The sequence below is a fragment of the Arthrobacter sp. efr-133-TYG-120 genome (assembly GCF_030209785.1).
Lineage (GTDB): Bacteria > Actinomycetota > Actinomycetes > Actinomycetales > Micrococcaceae > Arthrobacter.
In genome coordinates, this window is sequence record NZ_JARVRI010000029.1 from 60,804 (window position 1) to 84,459 (window position 23,656).

Genomic DNA, 23,656 nt, shown 5'->3' on the forward strand with positions numbered 1-23,656 from the left:
TGCACACTGAAAAGGAACACAGCCGTGTCATCTAGCACCACCGTAGGAACCGCCGCACGTCCGCTGCGCGTCGCCGTCGTCGGCTCCGGCCCGGCCGGCGTCTACGCAGCTGACATCCTGACCAAGAGCGAGGCCGTCAAGAGCGGCGAGCTGACTGTCAGCATCGACCTCTTCGACCGGTACCCGGCTCCCTACGGACTGATCCGCTATGGCGTTGCCCCGGACCATCCCCGCATCAAGGGCATCGTGAACGCCCTGCACAAGGTCCTGGACCGCGGCGACATCCGCTTCTTCGGCAACGTCGACTACGGCACGGACATCTCCATCGAAGACCTGCGCACGCACTACGACGCCGTGATCTTCGCCACCGGAGCCATCAAGGACGCGGACCTGAACATCCCGGGCATCGAGCTTGAAGGCTCCTTCGGCGGCGCCGACTTCGTCTCTTGGTACGACGGCCACCCCGACGTTTCCCGCGAATGGCCGCTTGAAGCCACCTCAGTGGCCGTGCTCGGCAACGGCAATGTGGCCTTGGACGTTGCCCGTGTCCTCTCCAAGCACGCCGACGACCTCCTGGTCACTGAAATTCCGGACAACGTCTACGCCGGCCTCAAGGCTTCCCCGGTCACCGACGTCCACGTCTTCGGCCGGCGCGGTCCGGCGCAGGTGAAGTTCACCCCGCTGGAACTCCGCGAACTGTCCCATTCCAAGGACGTGGACATCATCCTCTACGCGGAGGACTTCGAGTTCGACGACGAGTCGGACCGCCAGATCCAGACGAACAACCAGACCAAGACCATGGTGGGCACCCTCACCAACTGGATCGCCGAGCAGCCCGAAGACCTCTCCGAGCTCAAGGCCTCCCGCCGCCTGCACCTGCACTTCCTGCACAGCCCGGTGGAGATCGTGGATTCCGCAGAGACCCCGGGCAAGGTTGCCGCGATCAAGTTCGAGCGCACCGAGCTGGACGGCACCGGCAACGCACGCGGTACCGGCGAGATCGTCGACTACCCGGTCCAGGCCGTATATCGTGCCATCGGCTACTTCGGCTCCGCGCTGCCGGACGTCGAGTTTGACCACAGGCGGGGGGTCGTCGCGAACGACGGCGGCCGCGTGCTGGACGCTTCCGGCGAGCACGTTCCTGGCCTGTACGCCACGGGCTGGATCAAGCGTGGCCCCATCGGCCTGATCGGCCACACCAAGGGTGACGCCCTGGAGACGGTCACGTACCTCCTGGAGGACCGCGAAAACCTGCCATCCGCCGCAGTTCCCGAGGCGGACGCCGTCGTCGAACTCCTGGACGCCCGCGGCGTGAAGTTCACCAGCTGGGAAGGCTGGCTGGCACTGGATGCCCACGAGCTTGCTTTGGGTACCGCCGCTTCCGAGGCAGGTACATCGCACGGCGTCGAGGTCAAGCGCGAACGAATCAAGGTTGTACCGCGTGAGGACATGGTGGACATTTCCCGCGACGGCGTGGCCGCACAGGTCTAGTTCTACTGCCTCAGAGCAACGCGAGGTCACTTAGGGTCCATCCGGAGCATCGGAATGGGCGCTAAGTGACCCCGCGTTGCTCTTTATCGGGGTTAGACTCTCCGCATGGACGTCGTCGTCGTCGAAACGACCCCACTGGGGGACCGCAGCTACCTCGTTCATGACGGCACTGTGGCGCTCGTGATCGACCCCCAGCGTGATACCGACCGCGTCGAAACAGCAGCGCGTGCTGCGGGGGTTGCCATCACGCATGTCGCTGAGACCCACCTCCACAACGACTACCTCACGGGTGGCCTCATCCTTGCCCGTGATCACGACGCCCGCTACTTGGTGAATGCCGCGGACAAGGTGGCTTTCCAACATGAACCGATTGTTCCGGGGCAGGCGTTCGCTGTAGGTAGGCTTTCCGTCAAACCGGTGGCCACGCCGGGCCATACGCACACGCATCTGGCCTATATTGTTTCGGACCCCGATCCAGGGGCGGGCGTCCGGCAAGCGGTGTTCTCCGGTGGCAGCCTGCTGTACGGTTCGGTGGGCCGGACCGATTTGATTGGCCCGGATGACACCGCCGGACTGGCGAGTGACCAATACGCCTCGGTTCGGCGGCTTGTTGCCGAGGCAGCACCGGACGCGATCCTGTATCCCACCCATGGCTTCGGTTCGTTCTGCTCCATCGGTCCCGCGAGCAGGATCGCCGCATCGACAATCGGAGAGCAGGCAGCCACCAACCATGCGCTCACCGACCCGGACGAAGACCATTTTGTCCGGCACCTCCTGGCGAATATCACGGCCTACCCGAGCTACTACGCGCACATGAGCCCGCTCAATGCCTTAGGCCCGGGCCCCGCGACGCTCCAGGTGTCGGAATCGGTGGAGTCCGCGGAACTGGAGCGCAGGCTCGAGGCAGGGGAATGGGTGGTGGACCTGCGCAACCGGGTCGCATTCGCCGCGAGCCACCTGCGCGGCAGTGTGGCCTTTGAATACGGGACAGGCTCGAGCTTCACGAGCTACCTCGGTTGGGTCCTGCCGTGGAACCAGCCGCTGACCCTGCTAGGTGCCCATGACGACGTCGAAAAGGCAATCCGCGACCTCGCGAGGATCGGAATCGACTCCCCGGATGCAGCTGTCGGCGACGATCCTGGGGCTCTTGCACCAGCCACTGCTTTGGTGCAATATCCGATCACCGACTGGGCGGGGCTGGAGCGGGACCGGGCTTCCGGTGAAACAGTTCTGGACGTGCGCCGAACCGAGGAATTTTCCGCCTCCCATGTGCTCGGGGCCGTGAACGTTCCGCTGCACGAGCTTTTGCTTCGGCTGGACGAACTGCCGGACTCAAGGATCTGGGTGCATTGCACTTCCGGCTACCGGGCCAGCGTCGCCGCAAGCCTGCTGCATCGTGCCGGCCGCAGCGTAGTGCTCATCGACGCACTCTTCCGCGAGGCGGCTCATGCCGGCGTCGAGCTGGTGAGCGCCGCTCCGGCCTAGATGCCCGGGCCACCGCGGACGCTCGCTCAGCTATGACGGCTTTTCGTGAATCCCCCGCTCACCTTTGGGGTGTTTCCTATAGACGCCCGCTCACATGATGTGAGCGGGCGTCGGTCAAAACCGCGATAGATGTGAGCGAGCGTCGGGGGAAAACCAGCCATGTGTGAGCGAGGGTCAGTGTGTGAGCCATTCCGCGGCGAAGTCCAGGTTGCGGTAAACGCTCGCGACGGCGGCGGCCTCGTCGCGTGCCTCGATGGCGTCGGCGAGCTCGTCGTGGCCCTCGTGGGGGATGCCGTTGAAGCCGGCCTTGCGCTGTTGGCGCAGGAGATCGTCGTGGAAGACCCCGCCGAAAGACACATACAACTGGTGCAGCAGCGGGTTGCCCGAAGCCAGGGCCACCCGTTCGTGGAAATCCCAGTCCGCCCGGGCCCAAGCGGGGTAGTCGGCCGCGAGCCATGCGTCGTGGCGTACTTGGAGGAGGGCACGCATTGCGGCGATGTCCTCGGCCGTGGCGTGCTTCGTGGCCAGTCGGGCGGCCTGGGTGTCCAGCCCCACCCGGACCTCGACCACGTGCTCCTGCGTGTGTTCCTTGTACATTCGTTGGGCCGCGCCGGAGATCTCGCTGGTGGCCCGGACATAGGTTCCGTCGCCGCGGCGAACCTCCAACATGCCGCTGTGCGCCAAAGCTTTGATGGCTTCGCGGAGCGTCCCGCGCGAGACTCCGAGCGAGGCCATGAGTTCCGGCTCGGCCGGGATCTTCTCCTGCAGGGGCCACTCCCCGGACTGGATCATGGTGCGCAGCTGGCGGGTGACCTCATCGGCCAGGACGGGCCGGTGCGAAGGTGTGAGGCTCATGCGACAGGCCTTGGCCCGGCCTTGATCGGCGTCCGCTTGCTGGTCAACTGGTGGCAGGTGACCATGAGGGCCAGGGCAACCGCGGCAAGGAGCGCCAAGGGGAGCGTCCAAGCACCGGTGGCGCTATGGAGCAGGCCCATGCCGAACGGACCCAAAGCCGCAATCAAGTACCCCACGGACTGGGCGACGGTGGACATGGCGGTGGTCTCCGCCGTCGTACGTCCGCTGCGGCTGATGATCACCAGGACCAGGGGGAAGATGCCCAGCCCGAAACCGAACATCACGGCAGGAACGGCGGCGAACGACGTCGGGAGCAACAGCATTGCGGGGATGGCCAGAAGGGTGGTCCCGCTACCCAGGTACAGGGCAGGCCGCATCATGCCGGGCCGCGAGCCGATGGCCAGCAGGATCATGCCCGCTGCCACCGAAACCAGCTGCATGAGCCCGAACTGGAGGCCGCTCTCGGAAGCGCTCAGTCCTTGGCTCGTCAGGATGTAGGCAAACCAGCTCATCACGGCATACGCCAGGAGGGCCTGCAACGTGAAGATGGAAGTGATGAGGAATCCCAGCCGGGTGCGCAGGAGGGGCCACATCGACACGTGCTCCTGGCTGGCCTTCCGTGAAGTGCGATGGGTGTGGAGGACCATCGGGAGGAAGCCAAGAAGTGCGGCGACGCCAAGGAGTCCCCATGCGGCCAGGCCCATCGAGGGCGAGCCCAGCTGTTGGGCCAAGGGGACGCTGACCGCTGCCGCGAAGGTGGCACCTGCGGACATCGTGAAGGTGTAGAGGCCGGTCATCATGGACGTCTTGCTTGCATAATGCTCGCGGATGTACGACGGCATGGCCACGTTGCACACCGCCAGGCCGGACATCGCCAGCACGGTCCCGGCGAGGAGGGCGCCGGTCGCGGGGATGCTGCGGACGAGGAGTCCGGCGGCCAGCATGGCCAGCGCAACGAGGATGGACTTCTCGACGCCGATCCGGCGCGACAGCCACGAGGTTCCCAGCCCTGCCACGGCGAAGCACAGCAAGGGGATCGACGGAAGAATCGACGCGACAAGCGCCCCGTAGCCGAGGAACGCCTGCAAATCGTGGAACAGCGCCGCCGCGCTGGTGATGCCGGCGCGCAGGTTCAGGCCGATCAGGATGACGGCGATGATCCCGACGACGGCGACCACCCGGGATTTCGGCGCCACCGTACCGCCGCTGATGGGCACAGTTGTTGCTTCCGTTGCGTGGGGAGTCGGGTGAGTCGAGGCCATGCTTAAAGGTTAGACGTTTGATGTTTGGTGCGGGAAGTTTTGTGGTGAATCTCTCCACGCTGCGCAGGAGCCCAACTGACTCGCACTTAATGGCGTATTCAGCCCCGAAAACGACAACAAATGCGAGCTAGTTGGGCCGACGGCGGCGGGGCTGGCCGACGGCGGCAGGGGACCTTAGCGCGGGTTCCGGGCACCCAGTCGCTGCACCGCCAAGGCAAGCCACAGCTGCACGCGGTCCGGCGTCTGGGCGGGGTCGTAGCCGGTGAGGTCGGTGATTTGCGCCAAGCGGTAGCGCACCGTATTGCGGTGCAAAGTCAGGGCTTCGGCGACGGCGGCTACCGAGCCGTTGTGGTTGAGGTAGCTCTCAAGGGTCGAAACGAGCTCGGAGCCGTGCGTGGCGTCGAACTTGCGCAGGGGAGTGAGCGCTTCGCTGGCCATGTCCGCCAACGGCACGTCCTCGCTCGCCAGCAACAGAGAGGTCAGGCTGAGCCGCTCAGGTTCGTTGACCGGTAAACCGTGCGCCACGGCGTCGCGCGCTTCGAAATAGCTCCAGCGCACGCCGTTCGGCTTGGTGTACGCGCCGCCGATCCCGATCACCGCGTGGATTCCCGCTTCCAACAGGTGATCGCTGAGGTCCTTGGCGAGCGCGCTCGCGGAACTGCCGTCGTCGGGCACTACCGTCACCAGGTCCTTCCCGACGACGGCGGTCACCCCGCCGTCGAGCGACTGCGGCAGCGATGTGCTGCTGAGCTGTTTGTGGTGGGCGGCGGAGACCACCAGGAGCACCACGTTCTTGCGGGTGCTGTTGATTCCGACGCCGGCCAGGCGGCGGGCGCCCTCGACGGTGTCCAGGGTTCCGTGGATGACATCGTCAAGCACCTGGCCTGCCAAGGCCCGCTGGCTCTGGCGCTGTTTGACCATGTTGTTGAGTTCCACGCTGATCAGGTTCTGCGCATAACTGACAATCCCGGTGTCGCCGAAGGGTTGCTTGATCCATAGGGTGCAGGCGTCGCGGCGTCCTGTCGGGATGGGGAAGGATGCCCAGTCGTCGGCCGTCGGCGCGGGGTTGCCGGCCACGCTGTTGTAGAGCTGCGCGCTGAACTGGGTGAGTGCGATGTCGGACCGGAGCATGCTGCCCAATTGCTTGAGCAATTCCCCGAGCCCGCCACCGGTCAGCAGGGCCCGGGCCAGGATCTGGTGGCCGGCGATAAGGCGCTCCAGCTTGGAGTAGTGGTCGGCGGATTGGGAATCGGCCACGAGTTTGCCGATGGCAATGAACGGGGTCTCGTACGGGACTTCCACGAGGGGCAGCCCCCAGCGGTTCGCTTCCGCAACGAGGGCGGGGGGCACGGCTTCGTGGGTCAGCCCGGTGCCGAAACCGATGCCGACTGCTCCCGCGCGCTGGACCTGGCGCACAAAGCGGCGTTGTTCAGCGGCCCCGTTGAGCCGGAGCCCGGTGGTCAGGATCAACTCGCCGCCGTTGAGGAAGCGCTGGGGATCCTCCTGCTCGGTCACGGCCACCCAGCGGATATCTTCGTTCCAGGTGGTTTCCGCGAGGCCGGCTTTGCGGAGCCGAAGGGAGGGGACGGCGACGAGCGCGGCGATTGACATTGCCATGCCAAAAAGAATATCCCCGCACTGGTCATTCGCACTAAGTCGGGGGAGTCGGGGTGTGCACCTGACTATTCCGCGCCGGGGGGTGCTGGCATAGGCTCGGAGCAGCTGCAACCAATGCCTAGACACCGAAAGAGGTTGTACACCGTGGTCCAAACCTTGCAGAACTTCATCAACGGCGAGTTCGTCACGCCGGCAGGCACCGAACTGCTCGACATCGTGAACCCCACCAACGGGGAGATTGTCGCCCACGCGCCTATCTCCACCGCGGCCGACGTCGATGCTGCCATGAACGCGGCGAAGGAAGCCTTTAAGTCCTGGAAGCATGTCACGCCTGGCCAGCGCCAGCTCATGCTGCTCAAGCTCGCTGATGCCATCGAGGCCAATAGCGACGAGCTCGTCGAGGCACAGCACCGAAACACGGGCCAGGTCCGCGCCCTCATCGCGTCCGAGGAAGTTGCCGCCGGCGCAGACCAGCTCCGTTTCTTCGCGGGCGCCGCGCGCATCATGGAAGGCAAGTCCGCCGGCGAGTACTTCGAGGGCCACACCTCGTACGTCCGCCGCGAACCGATCGGCGTCGTGGCCCAGGTTGCACCGTGGAACTACCCGTTCCTCATGGGCATCTGGAAGATCGGCCCCGCCCTCGCAGCAGGCAACACCGTTGTCCTCAAGCCCTCCGACACCACTCCGGAATCCACCTTGGTCCTGGCACGTCTTGCGGGGGAGATCTTCCCGGCCGGCGTCCTCAACGTGGTCCTCGGCAACGCGGCCACGGGCTCCATGATGGTTGAGCACAAGGTCCCGGGCCTCGTCTCGATCACCGGTTCCGTCCGCGCCGGCATTGCCGTAGCCAGTGGAGCGGCCAAGGGCCTCAAGCGTGCCCACCTGGAGCTCGGCGGCAAGGCCCCGGCCATCGTCTTCAAGGATGCCGATATCAAGAAGAGCGCAGCCGCCATCGCCGAATTCGCCTTCTTCAACGCCGGCCAGGACTGCACGGCCATCACCCGTGTGCTGATCGAGGACTCCATCCACGACGACATGGTTGCCGCCATGGTGGAGCACACCAAGACGCTGCACACCGGTTCGCAGAACGACGACGAGAACTACTTCGGCCCGCTCAACAACGTGAACCACTTCAACGCCGTGAACTCGGTGGTGGAGCACCTTCCGGCCAACTGCAAGATCGAAACCGGCGGCCACCGTGCGGGTGACAAGGGCTTCTTCTTCGAGCCGACCATCATCACCGGCGCCAAGCAGACTGACGACGTCGTCCAGAAGGAAACCTTCGGCCCCGTCATCACCGTCCAGAAGTTCACCACCGAGGCCGAGGCACTCGAGCTGGCCAACGACGTCGAATACGCCCTGGCATCCAGCGTCTGGACCACGGACCACGGCACCGCCATGCGGATGAGCCGAGACCTGGACTTCGGCGCGGTCTGGATCAACACGCACATTCTGCTGACTGCTGAGATGCCGCACGGCGGCTTCAAGCAGTCCGGCTATGGCAAGGACCTGTCCATGTACGGCGTCGAGGACTACACGCGCATCAAGCACGTGATGAGTGCGCTGGACGCATGACTCAGATGCCTGACTCAGGCGCAACGCCCGACGCCCAAACACGGCAAGCATAAGAAAGAAAGAACCATCATGACCGCAACAGCACATGAAATCACCTACCGCCTGGACCAGAAGCGCAGCCTCAACGGCGCTTTCCCCGGCCCCAAGTCCCAGGCCCTGAACGAGCGCCGCGCGGCCGTCGTCGCCGCCGGCGTGTCCTCGGGCGTGCCGGTTTACGTTGAGGACGCCGACGGCGGCATCATCCGCGACGTCGACGGCAACTCCTTCATCGACCTCGGCTCCGGCATCGCGGTGACGAGCGTCGGCGCCTCGGACCCCGCCGTCGTCGCCGCCGTCCAGGACGCCGCTGCGCACTTCACCCACACCTGCTTCATGGTTACCCCGTACGAGGGCTATGTCGCCGTCGCCGAGCAGCTGAACCGCCTTACCCCGGGCGACCACGAGAAGCGCACCGTGCTTTTCAACTCCGGCGCCGAGGCAGTGGAGAACGCCGTCAAGGTGGCACGCCTGGCAACCGGCCGTGACGCCGTCGTCGCCTTCGACCACGCCTACCACGGCCGCACCAACCTCACCATGGCACTCACCGCCAAGGCCATGCCGTACAAGACCAACTTCGGCCCGTTCGCGCCCGAGGTCTACCGCATGCCGATGAGCTACCCGTTCCGCGAGGAAAACCCGGAGATCACCGGTGCCGAGGCCGCCAAGCGGGCCATCACCATGATCGAGAAGCAGATCGGCGGCGACCAGGTTGCCGCGATCATCATCGAGCCGATCCAGGGCGAGGGCGGCTTCATCGTTCCCGCTGAAGGCTTCCTGCCAGCACTGTCCGCCTGGGCCAAGGAAAAGGGCATCGTCTTCATTGCAGACGAGGTCCAGTCCGGTTTCTGCCGCACGGGTGAATGGTTCGCCGTCAACCACGAGGGCGTTGTCCCGGACATCATCACCATGGCCAAGGGCATCGCCGGCGGTCTCCCGCTGTCCGCGATCACCGGCCGCGCGGACCTGCTCGACGCCGTCCACCCGGGCGGCCTGGGCGGCACCTACGGTGGCAACCCGGTTGCTTGTGCCGCAGCCCTTGCGGCGATCGGCACCATGGAGCAGCACGATCTCAACGCCCGCGCCCGCCACATCGAGGAAGTCGCACTCGGCCGCTTGCGCGAACTCGCGGCTGATCCTTCTGCAGGTGGGGTCATCGGCGACGTCCGTGGACGCGGTGCCATGCTGGCGATCGAACTGGTCCAGGCCGGCTCCAAGGAGCCGAACGCCGAACTGACCAAGGCCGTTGCCGCGGCATGCCTCCAGGAAGGCGTCATCATCCTGACCTGCGGTACCTACGGCAACGTGATCCGTCTGCTGCCGCCGCTGGTCATCAGCGACGAACTGCTCCTGGACGGCCTTGAGGTCCTGGCAGCGGCCATCAAGGCCAACGCTTAGCCGCAAACCTTCAGGTGGACATGCCCACCTCTACGCACCAAGGATGGACATAGTCTGACTATGTCCATCCTTGGCGTTTAACGAGGGGCATGTCCGGTATGGGCGCCAGGCAGGGAAGCGGACTAGGCTGCGCTGAGGCGTGCGCTTTTCCTGATGACCGAGTTCTTGCGTGCCGTGCGCAGCATGTCGAGGGTCAGGAGCAGTAGGGCCAGCCACACGATGCCGAAGCCCACCCAGCGGTCCGGCGTCATGGCCTCGTGGAAGACGGCCAGGGCCACGATGAACTGGAGGACCGGCGCGAAGTACTGCAGGAGGCCGATGGTGGTCATGGGCAGTCGGCGTGCGGAGGCCCCGAAGAAGAGGAGCGGCACGGCGGTGATGATGCCCGAAGCCGCCAAAAGCCAGAAATGGCCCGGGCCGTTGCTTCCCAATGTTCCGGCTCCCGTGAGGCCGAGGACAATCATGGTGGCGCCGGCGATCGGAGCGAGGACAACAGTCTCCACCGTGAGGCTCGTGATGGCATTGACCTTCGGCCCCACGCGCTTCTTCACGAATCCGTAGAGTCCAAAGCTGAACGCCAGGACCAGGGCGATCCACGGCAGCTTGCCATAGGAGACCGTCAGGACCCCGACGGCGATGAAGCCGATCCCGACGGCGGCCCACTGGAGCGGGCGGAGCTTTTCCTTCAGGACGAACACCCCAAGAAGGACCGACACGAGCGGGTTGATGAAGTAACCGAGCGAGGCTTCGACCGCGTGGCCGGTGGTAACGCCGAAAGTGTAGGTCAGCCAGTTGATGGCGATGAGCCCGGCAGCGATGGCGAGCGGGCCAAGGACCGCCCGGTCTCTGAAGGCGTTGCCGAGGAGGCGCCATGTCCGGGTGAGGGTGATGAGCAGGGCGCAGAAAATGAGCGACCACACCACCCGGTTGGCGACGATTTCCACCGCTCCGGCGGGGTGCAGCACCAGGAAGTAGAGCGGAAGCAGCCCCCACAGACCGTACGCCCCGATACCGAAGACGACGCCCGCCGTCGTCTCCTTCTTCGCCGTGGCAGCGGCGGAAGCTGCACTTGCAGCATTCGAAGCGGGGGTGGCGGACGGGGCGGGCGCGGTTTGCTCGGGCGTAGACACAAAGTCAAGAACATCACATATTGCGGAGGTATTCCTGACCGTACGGCCGGAAAGTTATTGGGAGTTTCCTCGCCCCGTTGTGTCACCTCGCGCCACGTACTGACACTCCGGCCGCAACTGAGAACTAGAATTGGAAACTGCGCGCCCCACCACGCGGGGCGGATTCCCGTCTCAGAAGGGTTCACGGTGTCCAACTCGGCCGAAACCACCTCAAAACGTCCGTTGCGCGTCGCCATCGTCGGCGCAGGACCGGCCGGCGTGTACGCCGCGGATATCCTGACCAAATCGAACGAGGTCAAGGACGGCGAGGTCGAGGTCAGCATCGACCTCTTCGAGGCATACCCTGCGCCGTACGGCCTGATCCGCTATGGCGTAGCCCCTGACCACCCCCGCATCAAGGGCATCGTCAACGCGCTTCACAAGGTCCTGGACCGCGGAGACATCCGCTTCCTCGGCAACGTGACGTACGGCCGCGACCTCACCCTGCACGACTTCCGCTCGTTCTACGACGCGGTGATCTTCTCCACGGGGGCCATCAAGGACGCGGACCTGAACATCCCGGGAATCGAACTGGAAGGCTCCTTCGGCGGCGCCGACTTCGTCTCCTGGTACGACGGACACCCCGATGTGCCCCGCGAATGGCCGCTGGATGCCAAGGAAGTGGCGGTCATCGGCAACGGCAACGTGGCGCTGGACGTGGCCCGCATGCTCTCCAAGCACGCCGACGACCTCCTGGTGACCGAAATCCCGGACAACGTCTATGCCGCCCTCAAGGCCTCCCCGGTCACGGATGTGCACGTCTTCGGCCGCCGTGGCCCCGCCCAGATCAAGTTCACTCCGCTGGAGCTGCGCGAACTCTCGCACTCCAACGACGTGGACATTGTGCTGTACCCGGAAGATTTCGAGTTTGACGAAGCCTCGGACGAGGCCATCCGCAGCAACAACCAGATCAAGACCATGGTCAACACGCTGACCAACTGGCTCGTCGAAGAACATGCCGAAGCCGAGCAGCCCTCGTCCCGCCGCCTGCACCTGCACTTCCTGCACAGCCCGGTGGAGATCGTTTCCGAAGACGGCTCCGGGAAAGTCTCCAGTATCAAGTTCGAGCGCATGAAACTGGACGGCACGGGCAACGTCAAGGGCACCGGCGAGTTCGTGGATTATCCGATCCAAGCGGTCTACCGCGCCATCGGCTACCACGGATCGCCGCTGGACGAGCTTGAGTACGATGCCCGCCGCGGCGTCATTCCCAACGACGGCGGACGGGTGCTGGACGCCGACGGCAAGCCGGTGCCCGGTATCTACGCAACTGGCTGGATCAAGCGCGGACCCGTCGGCTTGATCGGGCACACCAAGGGCGATGCACTGGAAACCATCGGCTGCCTCCTGGAGGACCGCCTCACCCTGCCCCCGGCCGAAAACCCGGACCCGCAGGCCATCATCAACCTCCTGGAAGAGCGGGGCATCGAGTACACCACCTGGGAAGGCTGGAACAAGCTCGATGCGCACGAACTAGCCCTCGGTGCCGCATGGACCGCCGAAAACCCGGACGCCGGCGTCGTACGCGAACGCATCAAGGTGGTTCCGCGCGAGGACATGATCGAGATCTCCCGCGGCTAGGGGACGCGGCTCGCGCCTGACGGCTCGCGGACCGCGCCTAGCGGCCCCGGCCGACCGGTCCTAAAATGAGCCATGGACGAGGAGCTCCGCTGGACGGACGCCGTCGGGCAGGCAGAACTGGTGCAGAGCGGCGCGATCTCGCCGGGCGAACTGCTCGACGCCGGCCGGGACCGTATCCGGGAGATTGATCCGGTCCTGCATTGCATCGTCGCGCACCTGGAACCCGGAGCAGTCGACCCGGCCCCTGACGCACTGTTTCCCGGGGTTCCCTTCCTGGTGAAGGACCTCTCGCTCGAGATCGCGGGAGCTCCCTTCAACGAAGGCTCCCGCTGGTTGAAGGACAACGTCTCAAGCCAGGACCAGGAACTTGCCCGCCGGTACCGCCAAGCCGGACTTGCGATCCTGGGGAAGACCAACACACCGGAATTCGGGCTCAGCCCGCATTGCGAGCCGGCCTTGCATGGTGCCACCCGGAACCCTTGGGACCTGGGGCTGTCCACCAGCGGCTCCAGTGGCGGGTCCGCCGCCGCCGTCGCCTCTGGAATGGTCCCCATGGCGCACGGAAACGATCTTGGCGGATCACTGCGCTACCCGGCCGCCTGGTGTGGGGTTTTCGGGTTCAAGCCGACCCGCGGACGGGTTCCCATGGGCCCGGAGTATGGCGACGTGGCCGGGGGATTCGCCGTCGAACATGCGCTGACGCGGAGCGTTCGCGATTCGGCGGCGCTCCTTGACGCGACGGCCGGTCAGTCGCCCGGCGATCCATATTGGGCTCCGCCCCGGGCCCGGCCATTCCTGCTTGAGGCCGGAACTGCTCCTGGAAAGCTTCGCATCGCCGCAACCGCGACGCCCAACTCCGGGCAACAAGTGCATCCGGACTACCTAGGGGTGTTCGAGGAAACCGTGGAATTGCTGGCCGGGCTGGGCCACAGTGTCACGGAAGCGCACCCCGAGGGCCTGGGACGGGCCGGGCACCGGGCAGTCAGGGCCGTCTATGGTGGCGCGATCGCGTGGATCGAGGCGTACTGGACGCAGCGGATGGGCAGGCCTCCGGAAGCCGGTGAGATCGAGCCGTTCACCGCAGCCGACTTCGAGCGCTCGCGGGCTGTGACAGGTGGCCAGTATCTCCTCGGCATGGGGGAATTGCAGCGCTTCAGCCGCCGCCTGGCTGGATTCTTCGAGGAATTCGACGTCTGGATGACACCCACCGTCGGCTGGCCACCGTTGCCCCTCGGAACGCTGAATGGAACCGAGGAAGAACCGCTGCGCGGCGAGCGCGAGGCCGGCCGCTTCCTCATGTTCGACGGCGAATATGCCAACATCTCGGGCAACCCGGCCATGTCGGTGCCACTCGGAGTCGACTCGGCCGGCCTGCCGGTGGGCATGTCCTTCCTTGGCCGGTTCGGAGACGAGGCCACACTCTTTCGCTTGGCGGGCCAGCTCGAGAAGGCCGCACCCTGGGCCGACCGCAAACCCGGAGCCCTCGAGCGGGCGTTGGCGGCACCGCACTCAAGCTGAAGCAAGACAGGAGAGAAGCAATGTTCATGGGCGTCTACCATTTCGACGGAGATCCCGCTCAACTGCTGGAAGGCCACCAGCGCATGGTGGGCCTCCTGCCACCCGGCGCGTTGAAAATCCACGTGTGCCTATCCACTGAGGGTGGCATCTCGGTCTACGACACCTGCCCGGACAGGGCAACATTTGACCGCTTCAGCAGCGGCCACAGTTTCGCGGAACTCGTCGCGGAAGTCGGCCTGCCTGTACCCCGGATCGAAGCGTTGGGCGACGTCGAGTCGTACGAATTCCACCCGGAGTGAGCGGGTACACAAACCCCTGCGTCGCAACTAGACTGGCCCGTACTGTGCTGCGTCCGGTTTTGGGAGTTCGATGAAGAATCCGATCCATCCGGCAGCTTCGGTCAATGACGCCGCCGAGCTGCTGCAGCGTCATGCCCGCGCCGGGCACGAACACTTGGAATCGTGGCGTTACGGGCTTCCCGACGCCACGGAGCTTCCCGGTCTACGCAGCCTGATCAAGGAATCCTGGCAGCGATCCGCCCAGCTCAAAGCAAACCCGGACCAGCCCGAGGCGCCGCTGGTCATCGACCTCGACGAGCTCGAGGAATACCGCCGCCAACACCCGCTGGCCACCATCATGCCCGTCATCCAGAAGCTCCTCATCCAGCCCAGCTATGAGAGCGGGCTGCTGGTCGCCGTGGGGGACGAGCTGGGCCGCCTGCTGTGGGTGGACGGAAATCCCGCGATGCGGCGCCGCGCCGAAGGCATGATGTTCGTCGCCGGCGCGGACTGGTCCGAAGCCGCGGTCGGCACGAGTGCGCCCGGCACGGCGCTCGCCTTGGGCCGTGGAATCCAGATCTCCGGCGCCGAGCACTACAAGCGCTCCGTCCACCCGTGGAGCTGCACCGCCGTGCCCTTCCATGACCCTGATTCCGGAGCCCTGCTCGGCGTCGTCGACATCACCGGCACGGAAGCCGCCGTCGCACCCCACACACTTTCCCTCGTTGAAGCAACTGTGGCTGCCGCGCAGGCGCAATTGCGTGTGGAAAGGCTCCAACTCGCGGCCACTAAGCACTCTGCGCCTGCCCGACGCCGGAACTCGCCTTCCGCCGTCGGCTCACGCCAGGGGACAGGACTGTACCGGAACAGCCTCCAGCTGCTCGGCCGGGACCAGGCCTTGTTGAGCATCGGAGGGCGCAGCATTCCGCTGTCCGCACGGCACAGCGAGATCCTGGCGTTGCTGGGAACCCGTCCCGAAGGGCTCAGTGCCGAGGAGCTCGCCCTGGCCCTCTATCCGGGGGATGGCTCGAGCGTGACGTTGCGGGCCGAAATGGTGCGCCTGCGCAAGGTGCTCCACGAGCTCGACCCCGCCGCGGTCCCGGAATCACGCCCCTACCGGCTCCCGATCGACCTTGGCCAGGATGCGGCCCAGGTTCTGTCCTGCCTGCAGCGGGGCGCCCACCGCATCGCGCTGGAGATCTACAAAGGCGCCGTCCTTCCGCATTCGGAAGCGCCCGGCATCGTGGAGCTCCGCGAGAAGGTTTCGGCGCTCCTGCGCGAGGCGGTCCTGAACGACGGCAGTGCCGAGGCGCTGCTCAAGTATGCCGGACTGCCCGAGGCGAAAAACGACGTCGACGTCCGGCTTGCCGCCCTCAGGCTCCTGCCGCCGCGCTCGCCAAAGCGGGCAGCCGTCGTCGCCGAGCTTGAACGCCTGGAAAGCGAACTGTCGGCCTGACGCTGGCCCCTCGTGTGGCACTCGGGCAATACGGAGTTTTGGACCGTATCGTAGAAGCGAGCCAAACGAAAGAAGCTTCCTCCGTGTTGAACAAACGCCTCGCCGTTGCCCTGACTGTGTCCGGACTCCTTGCCGGAGTCACAGCTTGCGGGGCACCCGCCCAGACAGCCCCCGCGTCGGCAACGCCTTCGGCTTCGGCCACCACGGCTTCGGCCACCACGGCTGCCGCCGACTGGGGACTTGATCCCGCGGCGGGCGCCCAGAGAATCAAGTCCGCAGGTCTGGATATCCTGACCGCCGAAGGCACAGCCGAGCACTACCACGCCCATCTGGACGTCCTGGTGGATGGCAAAGCCGTCACGGTCCCGGCCGAGATTGGTTTCAGTTTCGGGGCCGACGGGCAACCCAACGGAATCTCGGCACTTCACACCCACGACACGACTGGCGTCATCCACATCGAAGCGCCCACCGCCGGCCTGAAGTACACGCTCGGCCAAGTCCTCAGCGAATGGGGAGTGTTGGACGGCAAGGATGCCACCGGAGCACCGCACGGCGGAACCGGAGGTTGGACCGTATACCTGAACGGCGTAAAACAGAGTGCGCCGGTGTCTGACGTGGTTCTCAAGGCCCACGACGAAGTGGTGCTCTCCTTCGGTTCCGCACCTTCGCCGGTTCCGAGTTCCTACAATTTCCCTGCAGGTCTCTAGCGTTCCGGGCCCGACAGGGGAGTACTGCCCCGACGTGATCTGAACCACAAGGTTGCAACCTGCTTGCAACCTCCCCGCTCCTACGCTGATGGCACAGCAAAGCCACCATCATGCGCAGCAAAGGAGCTACAGATGACTGTTTATGCACAGCCGGGTGCCGAGGGTTCGAAGGTCACGTTCAAGGACCGTTACGAGAACTGGATCGGCGGCGAGTGGGTTGCCCCGGTCAAGGGGCAGTACTTCGAGAACATCACCCCGGTGACCGGCAAGGCCTTCTGCGAGGTGGCCCGCGGCACGGCCGAGGACATCGAGCTGGCACTGGACGCCGCGCACAAGGTGGCACCGTCCTGGGGCAAGACCTCCGCGACCGAACGCGCCGCAATCCTGAACAAGATCGGCGACCGCATCGATGAGAACGTCGAGCTGCTGGCCGTCGCCGAGACCTGGGACAACGGCAAGCCGATCCGCGAAACCCTGAACGCGGATATCCCCCTCGCGGCGGACCATTTCCGCTACTTCGCCTCCGCGATCCGTGCCCAGGAAGGCCATCTGTCCCAGCTGGACGAGGACACCACCGCGTACCACTTCCACGAGCCCTTGGGCGTCGTGGGCCAGATCATCCCGTGGAACTTTCCCATCCTCATGGCGGTGTGGAAGCTCGCCCCGGCCCTGGCCGCGGGCAACGCCGTCGTCCTCAAGCCTGCCGAACAGACCCCCTCCTCCATCCTGGTCCTCATGGAACTCATCTCCGACCTGCTGCCCGCCGGCGTCGTGAACGTGGTCAACGGCTTCGGCGTCGAGGCCGGCAAGCCGCTCGCCTCCAGCCCGCGAATCCGCAAGATCGCCTTCACCGGCGAGACCACCACGGGCCGGCTCATCAGCCAGTACGCGTCACAGAACCTGATCCCCGTGACCCTGGAACTGGGCGGCAAGAGCCCTAACATCTTCTTCGACGACGTCGCCGCGCAGAACGACGCGTTCTACGACAAGGCCCAGGAAGGCTTCACGCTCTTCGCCTTCAACCAAGGCGAAGTCTGCACCTGCCCCTCCCGCGCCCTGGTCCAGGAAGGCATCTACGACTCCTTCATCGCCGACGCCGTGGCACGCACCAACAAGATCATCCAAGGCAACCCGCTGGACACCGACACCCAGATCGGCGCCCAGGCCTCCAACGACCAGCTCGAGAAGATCCTCTCCTACATCGACATCGGAAAGCAGGAAGGCGCCAAGATCCTCACCGGCGGCGCCCGCGCGCAGCTCGACGGTGACCTGGCCGGCGGCTACTACGTCCAGCCGACCATCTTCGAAGGCCACAACCGGATGCGGATCTTCCAGGAAGAGATCTTCGGCCCTGTGGTGTCCGTGACGAAGTTCAGCGACTACAACGACGCCATCGGGATCGCCAACGACACCCTCTACGGACTCGGCGCCGGCGTCTGGTCCCGCAACGGCAACATTGCCTACCGGGCAGGCCGGGAGATCCAGGCTGGCCGCGTCTGGGTCAACAACTACCACGCCTACCCGGCCGGTGCCGCGTTCGGCGGCTACAAGTCCTCCGGCATCGGACGCGAGAACCATGCCATGATGCTGGACCACTACCAGCAGACCAAAAACCTCCTGGTCAGCTACAACGAAAACAAACTCGGCTTCTTCTAAGCCGCATTTGACCTGGCGGGGCGGGACCAGCACAGATCCTTCCCCGCCGGCCCACCCTGGCCACCCCTCAGGAAAGCAGCACCTACACAGCACATCTAGTTTTAACGACGCAAGGATTTCGCCAATGACGACGACAATGCAAGCAGCCGTAGTAACAGAATTCGGACAAGACCTTCAGATCCAGTCACTTCCCCTTCCCACGCCCGGCCGAGGAGAAGCGCTGGTCAAGGTCATCACCAGCGGCGTGTGCCACACCGACCTGCACGCCGCCGAGGGGGACTGGCCGGTCAAGCCTTCACCGCCGTTCGTGCCCGGCCACGAAGGCGTGGGTGAAGTGGTTGCCCTCGGTGAAGGCGTCACCGACCTTGCCGTCGGGGACCTGGTGGGCAACGCCTGGCTATGGTCCGCCTGTGGCGATTGCCAGTTCTGCCGGACCGGTTGGGAGACGCTGTGCGAAGCCCAGAAGAACGCCGGCTATAGCGTGGACGGTTCCTTCGGTGAGTACATGCTGGTGGACAGCCGGTTCGCTGCGAGGATCCCGGCAGGTTCGGACCCCGTAGAGGTCGCCCCGGTGCTGTGCGCCGGAGTCACGGTCTACAAGGGATTGAAGATGACCGAGGCCAAGCCGGGCCAATGGGTCACTATTTCCGGCATCGGCGGCCTGGGACACATCGCAGTCCAGTACGCCGTGGCCATGGGCCTGCGCGTTGCCGCTGTGGACATCGCCGACGACAAGCTCGCCCTCGCCAGGAAACACGGCGCCGAACTCACCGTCAACGCCCTGCACGAAGATCCGGCGGAAGTCATTCAACGGGAAACCGGAGGCTGCCACGGCGTCTTGGTCACGGCAGTGCACCCCTCGGCATTCGGGCAGGCGATCGGCATGGCCCGCCGTGGCGGGACCATCGTCTTCAACGGGCTCCCGCCGGGAGATTTCCCCGCGCCGATCTTCGAGATCGTGCTCAAGGGCCTGACCGTCCGTGGTTCGATCGTGGGAACACGCCAGGACCTGGAGGAAGCCCTGGACTTTTACGCGCAGGGCAAGATCCACCCGACCGTGTCCACACGGGAGCTCTCCGAGGTGAACGCGGTCTTTGACGAAATGAAGCATGCCAAGATCGACGGCCGCGTGGTGCTGAGGTTCTAATGCCCCACAACCGGCTTGACGCCGCAGTGACGCTGCCCGGGGAAGACTTTTCCCGGGTGGCGCTCACCGCCGTTTCCATCGAACTGCTCCGGAAGCTGTGGGAGCAACACGGTCCCCTCATGTTCCACCAATCGGGTGGCTGCTGCGACGGTTCCTCACCCATGTGCTATCCCGCCGGCGAATTCATCACCGGTGATTCGGACGTTCTGCTCGGACTTTTCGATATTGGCGAGCCCGAACGGCCGCAGCTCCTGGAGTTCTGGATGTCCCGGGAGCAGTTCAATTACTGGTCCCACACCCATCTGACGGTGGACGTAGTGGACGGCCGCGGGAGTGGGTTCTCGGTGGAATCGCCTGAGGGGAAGCGCTTCCTTATTCGTTCCACGTTGATGGATTGGAACGTCTCCAATCTCTGAAGATGGACCGTGCTTGTGTCTCACGATTCGGGACAAATGTGGGGGTCCATTGGCTGGACACTACTCTTGATGAGTCTGTTTCTACCACCTCATCAAGATTGTGGACTCTTCTATGAACCTCTTCCGGACCAAATCGATCGAGCAGTCCATTGCGGACGCCGATGAGCCCGGACGCAAGCTCAAGCGTTCCCTCAGCACGTGGGATCTGATGATCATGGGCGTCGCCGTTGCCGTCGGCGCCGGGATCTTCTCCGTCGGTGCCAAGGCGGCTGCGAACTTCGCCGGCCCGGCCGTCACGATTTCCTTCGCCGTCGCGGCCGTCACGTGTGCCTTGGCCATCATGTGCTACGCCGAATTCGCTACCGCGATCCCTGTTGCTGGGTCCGCCTACGTCTTCACCTACGCCACGATGGGAGAAGTCCTCGCTTGGATCATTGGTTGGAACCTCATCCTTGAACTCTTTACCGCTGCTGCGGTGATCGCCAAGTACTGGGGAATCTACTTGAGCAAAGTCTTTGCGCTCATGGGTGTGGATATGCCTCCGGCCGTGAACATCGCCGGCGTGGATCTCTATTGGGGCGCTTTCCTGATTGTCGCGATCTTCACGGTGCTCCTGGTGCTTGGCACGAAGCTCTCCGCACGGGTGGGCAACGTGTTCACGCTGATCAAGATCGCCGTGGTGCTGTTCGTGATTGTTGTCGGGTTCACCTACGTGAAGTTCTCCAACTACGCGCCCTTCGTCCCGGAATCGCAGCCTACCGGGGGCAACGACGGCGCGGATGTCATGAAGCAGTCCTTCTTCGGCTTCCTCACTGGTGCGGTTCCGGCGCAGTACGGAACGCTGGGCATCTTTGCCGGCGCAGCGTTGGTGTTCTTTGCCTTCATTGGCTTCGACGTGGTTGCCACCTCCGCGGAAGAGGTCAAGAACCCGCAGAAGACCTTGCCCCGGGGCATCTTCGGCGGCTTGGCGCTGGTGACGCTGCTGTACATCCTGGTCTCCCTGGCACTGACCGGCATGGTGTCCTACACCCAACTGGCCGAAGCCAAGAACCCCACGCTGACCACGGCCTTCGAGGCAGTTGGAAACACCGACGCGGCCAAGGTCATTGCGTTTGGCTCGCTCATCGGTTTGACCACCGTCATCATGGTGCTGCTCATGGGCCTGGCGCGGGTGGTCCTTGCCATGAGCCGTGACGGCCTGCTCCCGCGCGCGCTGTCCAAGACCAGTGCCAAGCGTTCGACGCCGGTCCGCCTCCAGATCATCTGCGGCGCTGCCGTGGCAATCGTCGCTGGCCTGACCAATGTGGATCTTCTCGAGGAAATGATCAACATCGGTACCCTTTCGGCCTTCGTCATGGTGAGCCTGGGCATCCTGGTCCTGCGTAAGAAGCGTCCAGATCTGAAGCCGGCTTTCCGGGTTCCGTTCGGCAAGGTGCTTCCCGTGGTTTCGGCGGTGCTGTGCGTCTACCTGATGACAAACCTGGCAGTGGAGACCTGGATCTTCTTCGCCATCTGGCTGGCAATCGGACTTGCCATCTACTTTGCCTATGGACAGCGCCACTCCCGCTTGAACGAGAAGTTCGCATCGGCGAAAGCCGCTGTGGCCGGGAACGCCGCTATGTCCGACAAGGCCGCGGCTTCCGACAAGAGCGGCGACGACGAAGACAGCCTCAGCAAGGTTTGATCCCGGGACCGGGCTCACTGCTTGGCTAGATTCACGGCCCTACGCTTACGGCGCCGCGTGTTCGTTGACCCATTCCACAAGCGGGCGCAGTACCTCCCAACGCTTGGCGATTTCTTCTTTGGCCGAGGGCTTGGACATCCATTCCGGTTCGCCCAAGGTCATGCCTGCGGACAACGACTTGTGCTTCAGAAGCTCGGCCCGGGGATGGTCTTTGTCGAAACCACGAGGCACGGTCTTGAGCTTCTCGCCTTCCACCGCGAAACCTGCCGCGGCGATGGAATCGACGATCTTCTGCAGTTGCTCCCCGCTGGCCGGCGAATCCGTGGCTGCGCGGAAACGGGCAATCTGCTCCGGGGTGCGCGAGTGGCATCCACCCCCGACCAACAGGCCGTCTGCACTGAGCTGGAGGTAGAAGCCGACGCCCTCCTTGTCTGCCGCAAACGCTCCCTGTGCCGTCTTGTAGGGGGACTTGTCCTGGGAAAAACGGATATCCCGGTTCGGACGGAACACCTTGCCCGGCCCGAATCGTGGCTCAAGCTCGTCCAATAACAGCGTCAATGGCTCCTTCACGGCGGAGTCGTAGATGTCTTTGTGCTCCAGCCACCATTCGCGGTTGTTGTTCTCTTCAAGTTCGGCATAGAAGGCGATCGCCTCTGCGGGGATCCCGGTAAATGTGCTCATGTAAGGATCCTATGGATCACCATGCCGAGCTAGCCAGAGCCACTGCTTGCTATGTGGAAAACCCGCCGAGGAACGCTAAACAAGACCCGCTATTCATGCCAAAAAAAGCAACCCCGCCACGTAAATTCCGCAGCGGGGTTGCTTCGTTGGAGGCCGTTGTTACAGCTTGTTGGCTGCTTCCGCGGCCGACTCGCCTTCGCCCGCGCCGAGGTTGGCGCGCAGCTTGGCACCGAGTTCGGCGTCCACGTTGGTCCAGTACTGGATGGCGCGTTCCTTGATGTCGGCGCTCTTGACGCCACCGACGGCGCCGGTGATGGTGTCCAGCAGACGGGCCTTGGCGCCGTCGTCGTACACCTCGCGGTAGAGCGCGCCGGCCTGGACGAAGTCGCCGTCCTCGGCGTGCAGGGAGTGTGCGGAGAGCGTCAGCTCGCCGTCGTTCTCCCAGCCGCCGGCCGGGTTCTGCGGCTCAACAGCAGCCGGGCCACCCACGGAGTTCGGTGCGTAGACCGGAACCGAAGGAGCGTTGAACAGGTAGCGTCCCGCGCCGTCCTGGCTGTAGTTGTTGACCTGGTTCTTCGGCTGGTTTACCGGGATCTGGGCGTGGTTCGTGCCCACGCGGTAGCGGTGTGCGTCGGCGTAGGAGAAGATGCGGGCTTGCAGCATCTTGTCCGGGGAGGCGGCGATGCCCGGAACGAAGTTCGACGGCGCGAAGGTGGCCTGCTCGATCTGCGCGAAGTAGTTTTCCGGGTTCTTGTTGAGCTCCATGGTGCCAACGTGGATCAGCGGGTAGTCCGCGTGCGGCCACACCTTGGTGAGGTCGAACGGGTTGAAGCGGTAGGTCTTCGCGTCTTCGTAAGGCATGACCTGGACGTGCAGTTCCCACGACGGGAAGTTGCCGGCGGCAATGTTCTCCTGGAGGTCGCGGATGTAGAAGTCCGCGTCCGAACCGGCCAGCTCTTCAGCCTGGTCGCCCGTGATGGTCTTGACGCCCTGGTTGGACTTGAAGTGGTACTTGACCCAGAAGCGCTCGCCCTCGGCGTTGATCCACTGGTAGGTGTGCGAGCCGTAGCCCTGCATTTCACGCCAGGAAGCCGGCAGGCCGCGGTCGCCCATGAGCCAGGTGACCTGGTGTGCGGACTCGGGGGAGAGGGTCCAGAAGTCCCACTGCATGTCGGCGTCGCGCAGGTGGGTGCCCGGGAGGCGCTTCTGGGAGTGGATGAAGTCCGGGAACTTGATGCCGTCGCGGATGAAGAACACCGGGGTGTTGTTGCCCACGAGGTCGTAGTTGCCCTCGGAAGTGTAGAACTTGACGGCGAATCCGCGGGGGTCGCGCCATGTGTCGGGGGACCCGTTCTCGCCTGCGACGGAGGAGAAGCGGATGAGCATGTCCGTCTCGACACCGGGCTGCAGGAAAGCAGCCTTGGTGTACTTGGAAACATCCGAGGAAGTCTTGAAGGTACCGAAAGCGCCGCCGCCCTTGGCGTGGACAACACGCTCCGGGACGCGCTCGCGGTTGAACTGGGCGAGCTTTTCCACCAGGTAGTGGTCGGTCAGGATGATGGCACCATCGGCACCAACGGACTTGGAATGCGCGTCCGAGGTGACGGGGGCGCCCGACTGGGTGGTCGAGATGTTCGCGGTCAT

General features: G+C 64.6%; 19 protein-coding genes. 13 read left to right on the forward strand and 6 right to left on the reverse strand.

Translation table 11 applies throughout. From position 1 onward, the window contains the following. The first annotated feature begins 24 nt into the window (after window positions 1-24). Complete coding sequence (locus QRN51_RS16730) at window positions 25-1,491, forward strand: FAD-dependent oxidoreductase (protein ID WP_284990965.1); 1,467 nt, start codon at window positions 25-27, stop codon at window positions 1,489-1,491. A gap of 105 nt (window positions 1,492-1,596) precedes the next feature. Beyond that, window positions 1,597-2,976, forward strand: coding sequence for an MBL fold metallo-hydrolase (locus QRN51_RS16735; RefSeq protein ID WP_284990966.1), 1,380 nt, complete (start codon window positions 1,597-1,599; stop codon window positions 2,974-2,976). Between the two features lie 174 nt (window positions 2,977-3,150). On the opposite strand, the gene QRN51_RS16740 is transcribed toward QRN51_RS16735, so the two are convergent. The 3 genes from QRN51_RS16740 to QRN51_RS16750 all read right to left on the reverse strand — a co-directional run bounded on the left by QRN51_RS16740 (window position 3,151) and on the right by QRN51_RS16750 (window position 6,710). Then, window positions 3,151-3,831, reverse strand: a complete 681-nt coding sequence (locus QRN51_RS16740) for a FadR/GntR family transcriptional regulator (protein ID WP_059387243.1) — start codon at window positions 3,829-3,831, stop codon at window positions 3,151-3,153. Further along, complete coding sequence (locus QRN51_RS16745) at window positions 3,828-5,093, reverse strand: MFS transporter (protein WP_284990967.1); 1,266 nt, start codon at window positions 5,091-5,093, stop codon at window positions 3,828-3,830. The genes QRN51_RS16740 and QRN51_RS16745 overlap by 4 nt, the downstream gene beginning before the upstream one ends. Window positions 5,094-5,267: 174 nt before the next feature. Then, a complete protein-coding gene (locus QRN51_RS16750; protein ID WP_284990969.1) occupies window positions 5,268-6,710 on the reverse strand; it encodes a PucR family transcriptional regulator in 1,443 nt (480 codons plus the stop codon). Window positions 6,711-6,854: 144 nt separating this feature from the next. Here QRN51_RS16750 and QRN51_RS16755 point away from each other — a divergent pair, with 144 nt between their 5' ends. Together QRN51_RS16755 and gabT are read left to right on the forward strand one after the other, a co-directional pair. Beyond that, window positions 6,855-8,285, forward strand: a complete 1,431-nt coding sequence (locus QRN51_RS16755; RefSeq protein WP_284990970.1) for a gamma-aminobutyraldehyde dehydrogenase — start codon at window positions 6,855-6,857, stop codon at window positions 8,283-8,285. A 69-nt stretch (window positions 8,286-8,354) separates the two neighbouring features. Continuing rightward, window positions 8,355-9,719, forward strand: a complete 1,365-nt coding sequence (gene gabT / locus QRN51_RS16760; RefSeq protein WP_284990971.1) for a 4-aminobutyrate--2-oxoglutarate transaminase — start codon at window positions 8,355-8,357, stop codon at window positions 9,717-9,719. Between the two features lie 122 nt (window positions 9,720-9,841). Here the strand turns inward: gabT and rarD are convergent, their stop codons facing one another. Next, the gene (gene rarD, locus QRN51_RS16765; protein WP_284990972.1) at window positions 9,842-10,849 is read right to left on the reverse strand and encodes an EamA family transporter RarD; all 1,008 of its coding nucleotides are present in this window, start codon (window positions 10,847-10,849) and stop codon (window positions 9,842-9,844) included. 186 nt (window positions 10,850-11,035) lie between these two features. Here rarD and QRN51_RS16770 point away from each other — a divergent pair, with 186 nt between their 5' ends. The 9 genes from QRN51_RS16770 (at window position 11,036) to QRN51_RS16810 (ending at window position 21,331) form a co-directional block, all read left to right on the forward strand. Further along, window positions 11,036-12,469 (forward strand): FAD-dependent oxidoreductase, encoded by a 1,434-nt coding sequence (locus QRN51_RS16770; protein WP_284990973.1) that lies wholly within the window; start codon window positions 11,036-11,038, stop codon window positions 12,467-12,469. Window positions 12,470-12,541: 72 nt separating this feature from the next. Beyond that, a complete protein-coding gene (locus QRN51_RS16775) occupies window positions 12,542-13,987 on the forward strand; it encodes an amidase (RefSeq protein ID WP_284990974.1) in 1,446 nt (481 codons plus the stop codon). Between the two features lie 20 nt (window positions 13,988-14,007). Continuing rightward, a complete protein-coding gene (locus QRN51_RS16780) occupies window positions 14,008-14,286 on the forward strand; it encodes a hypothetical protein (RefSeq protein WP_059387247.1) in 279 nt (92 codons plus the stop codon). A 70-nt stretch (window positions 14,287-14,356) separates the two neighbouring features. Beyond that, window positions 14,357-15,721 carry a GAF domain-containing protein gene (locus QRN51_RS16785; protein WP_284990976.1) on the forward strand — a complete coding sequence of 455 codons (1,365 nt, stop codon included), beginning with the start codon at window positions 14,357-14,359 and terminating at the stop codon, window positions 15,719-15,721. An 83-nt stretch (window positions 15,722-15,804) separates the two neighbouring features. Beyond that, window positions 15,805-16,428: a hypothetical protein gene (locus QRN51_RS16790; RefSeq protein WP_284990977.1), complete on the forward strand. Its 624-nt coding sequence runs from the start codon at window positions 15,805-15,807 to the stop codon at window positions 16,426-16,428. A gap of 132 nt (window positions 16,429-16,560) precedes the next feature. Further along, window positions 16,561-18,084 carry an acetaldehyde dehydrogenase ExaC gene (gene exaC, locus QRN51_RS16795; protein ID WP_284990978.1) on the forward strand — a complete coding sequence of 508 codons (1,524 nt, stop codon included), beginning with the start codon at window positions 16,561-16,563 and terminating at the stop codon, window positions 18,082-18,084. 124 nt (window positions 18,085-18,208) lie between these two features. Further along, window positions 18,209-19,231 (forward strand): alcohol dehydrogenase AdhP, encoded by a 1,023-nt coding sequence (gene adhP / locus QRN51_RS16800; protein ID WP_284990979.1) that lies wholly within the window; start codon window positions 18,209-18,211, stop codon window positions 19,229-19,231. After that, entirely contained in the window at window positions 19,231-19,647 is a 417-nt protein-coding gene (locus QRN51_RS16805) for a DUF779 domain-containing protein (protein WP_284990981.1), read from the forward strand. The genes adhP and QRN51_RS16805 overlap by 1 nt, the downstream gene beginning before the upstream one ends. Window positions 19,648-19,759: 112 nt before the next feature. Next, a complete protein-coding gene (locus QRN51_RS16810; RefSeq protein ID WP_284990983.1) occupies window positions 19,760-21,331 on the forward strand; it encodes an amino acid permease in 1,572 nt (523 codons plus the stop codon). Window positions 21,332-21,376: 45 nt separating this feature from the next. Here QRN51_RS16810 and QRN51_RS16815 read toward each other — a convergent pair whose 3' ends face one another. Next, window positions 21,377-22,012, reverse strand: coding sequence for a DUF2461 domain-containing protein (locus tag QRN51_RS16815; RefSeq protein WP_284990985.1), 636 nt, complete (start codon window positions 22,010-22,012; stop codon window positions 21,377-21,379). Window positions 22,013-22,171: 159 nt separating this feature from the next. Beyond that, window positions 22,172-23,656 carry a catalase gene (locus QRN51_RS16820; protein WP_284990986.1) on the reverse strand — a complete coding sequence of 495 codons (1,485 nt, stop codon included), beginning with the start codon at window positions 23,654-23,656 and terminating at the stop codon, window positions 22,172-22,174.

Coding starts and splice junctions, on each gene's coding strand:
- QRN51_RS16735 (WP_284990966.1), top strand. CDS start 1,597: ATGGACGTCGTCGTCGTCGAAACGACCCCACTGGGGGACCGCAGCTAC.
- QRN51_RS16740 (WP_059387243.1), bottom strand. CDS start 3,831: ATGAGCCTCACACCTTCGCACCGGCCCGTCCTGGCCGATGAGGTCACC.
- QRN51_RS16745 (WP_284990967.1), bottom strand. CDS start 5,093: ATGGCCTCGACTCACCCGACTCCCCACGCAACGGAAGCAACAACTGTG.
- QRN51_RS16750 (WP_284990969.1), bottom strand. CDS start 6,710: ATGGCAATGTCAATCGCCGCGCTCGTCGCCGTCCCCTCCCTTCGGCTC.
- gabT (WP_284990971.1), top strand. CDS start 8,355: ATGACCGCAACAGCACATGAAATCACCTACCGCCTGGACCAGAAGCGC.
- QRN51_RS16775 (WP_284990974.1), top strand. CDS start 12,542: ATGGACGAGGAGCTCCGCTGGACGGACGCCGTCGGGCAGGCAGAACTG.
- QRN51_RS16780 (WP_059387247.1), top strand. CDS start 14,008: ATGTTCATGGGCGTCTACCATTTCGACGGAGATCCCGCTCAACTGCTG.
- QRN51_RS16785 (WP_284990976.1), top strand. CDS start 14,357: ATGAAGAATCCGATCCATCCGGCAGCTTCGGTCAATGACGCCGCCGAG.
- exaC (WP_284990978.1), top strand. CDS start 16,561: ATGACTGTTTATGCACAGCCGGGTGCCGAGGGTTCGAAGGTCACGTTC.
- adhP (WP_284990979.1), top strand. CDS start 18,209: ATGACGACGACAATGCAAGCAGCCGTAGTAACAGAATTCGGACAAGAC.
- QRN51_RS16805 (WP_284990981.1), top strand. CDS start 19,231: ATGCCCCACAACCGGCTTGACGCCGCAGTGACGCTGCCCGGGGAAGAC.
- QRN51_RS16810 (WP_284990983.1), top strand. CDS start 19,760: ATGAACCTCTTCCGGACCAAATCGATCGAGCAGTCCATTGCGGACGCC.
- QRN51_RS16815 (WP_284990985.1), bottom strand. CDS start 22,012: ATGAGCACATTTACCGGGATCCCCGCAGAGGCGATCGCCTTCTATGCC.
- QRN51_RS16820 (WP_284990986.1), bottom strand. CDS start 23,656: ATGACCGCGAACATCTCGACCACCCAGTCGGGCGCCCCCGTCACCTCG.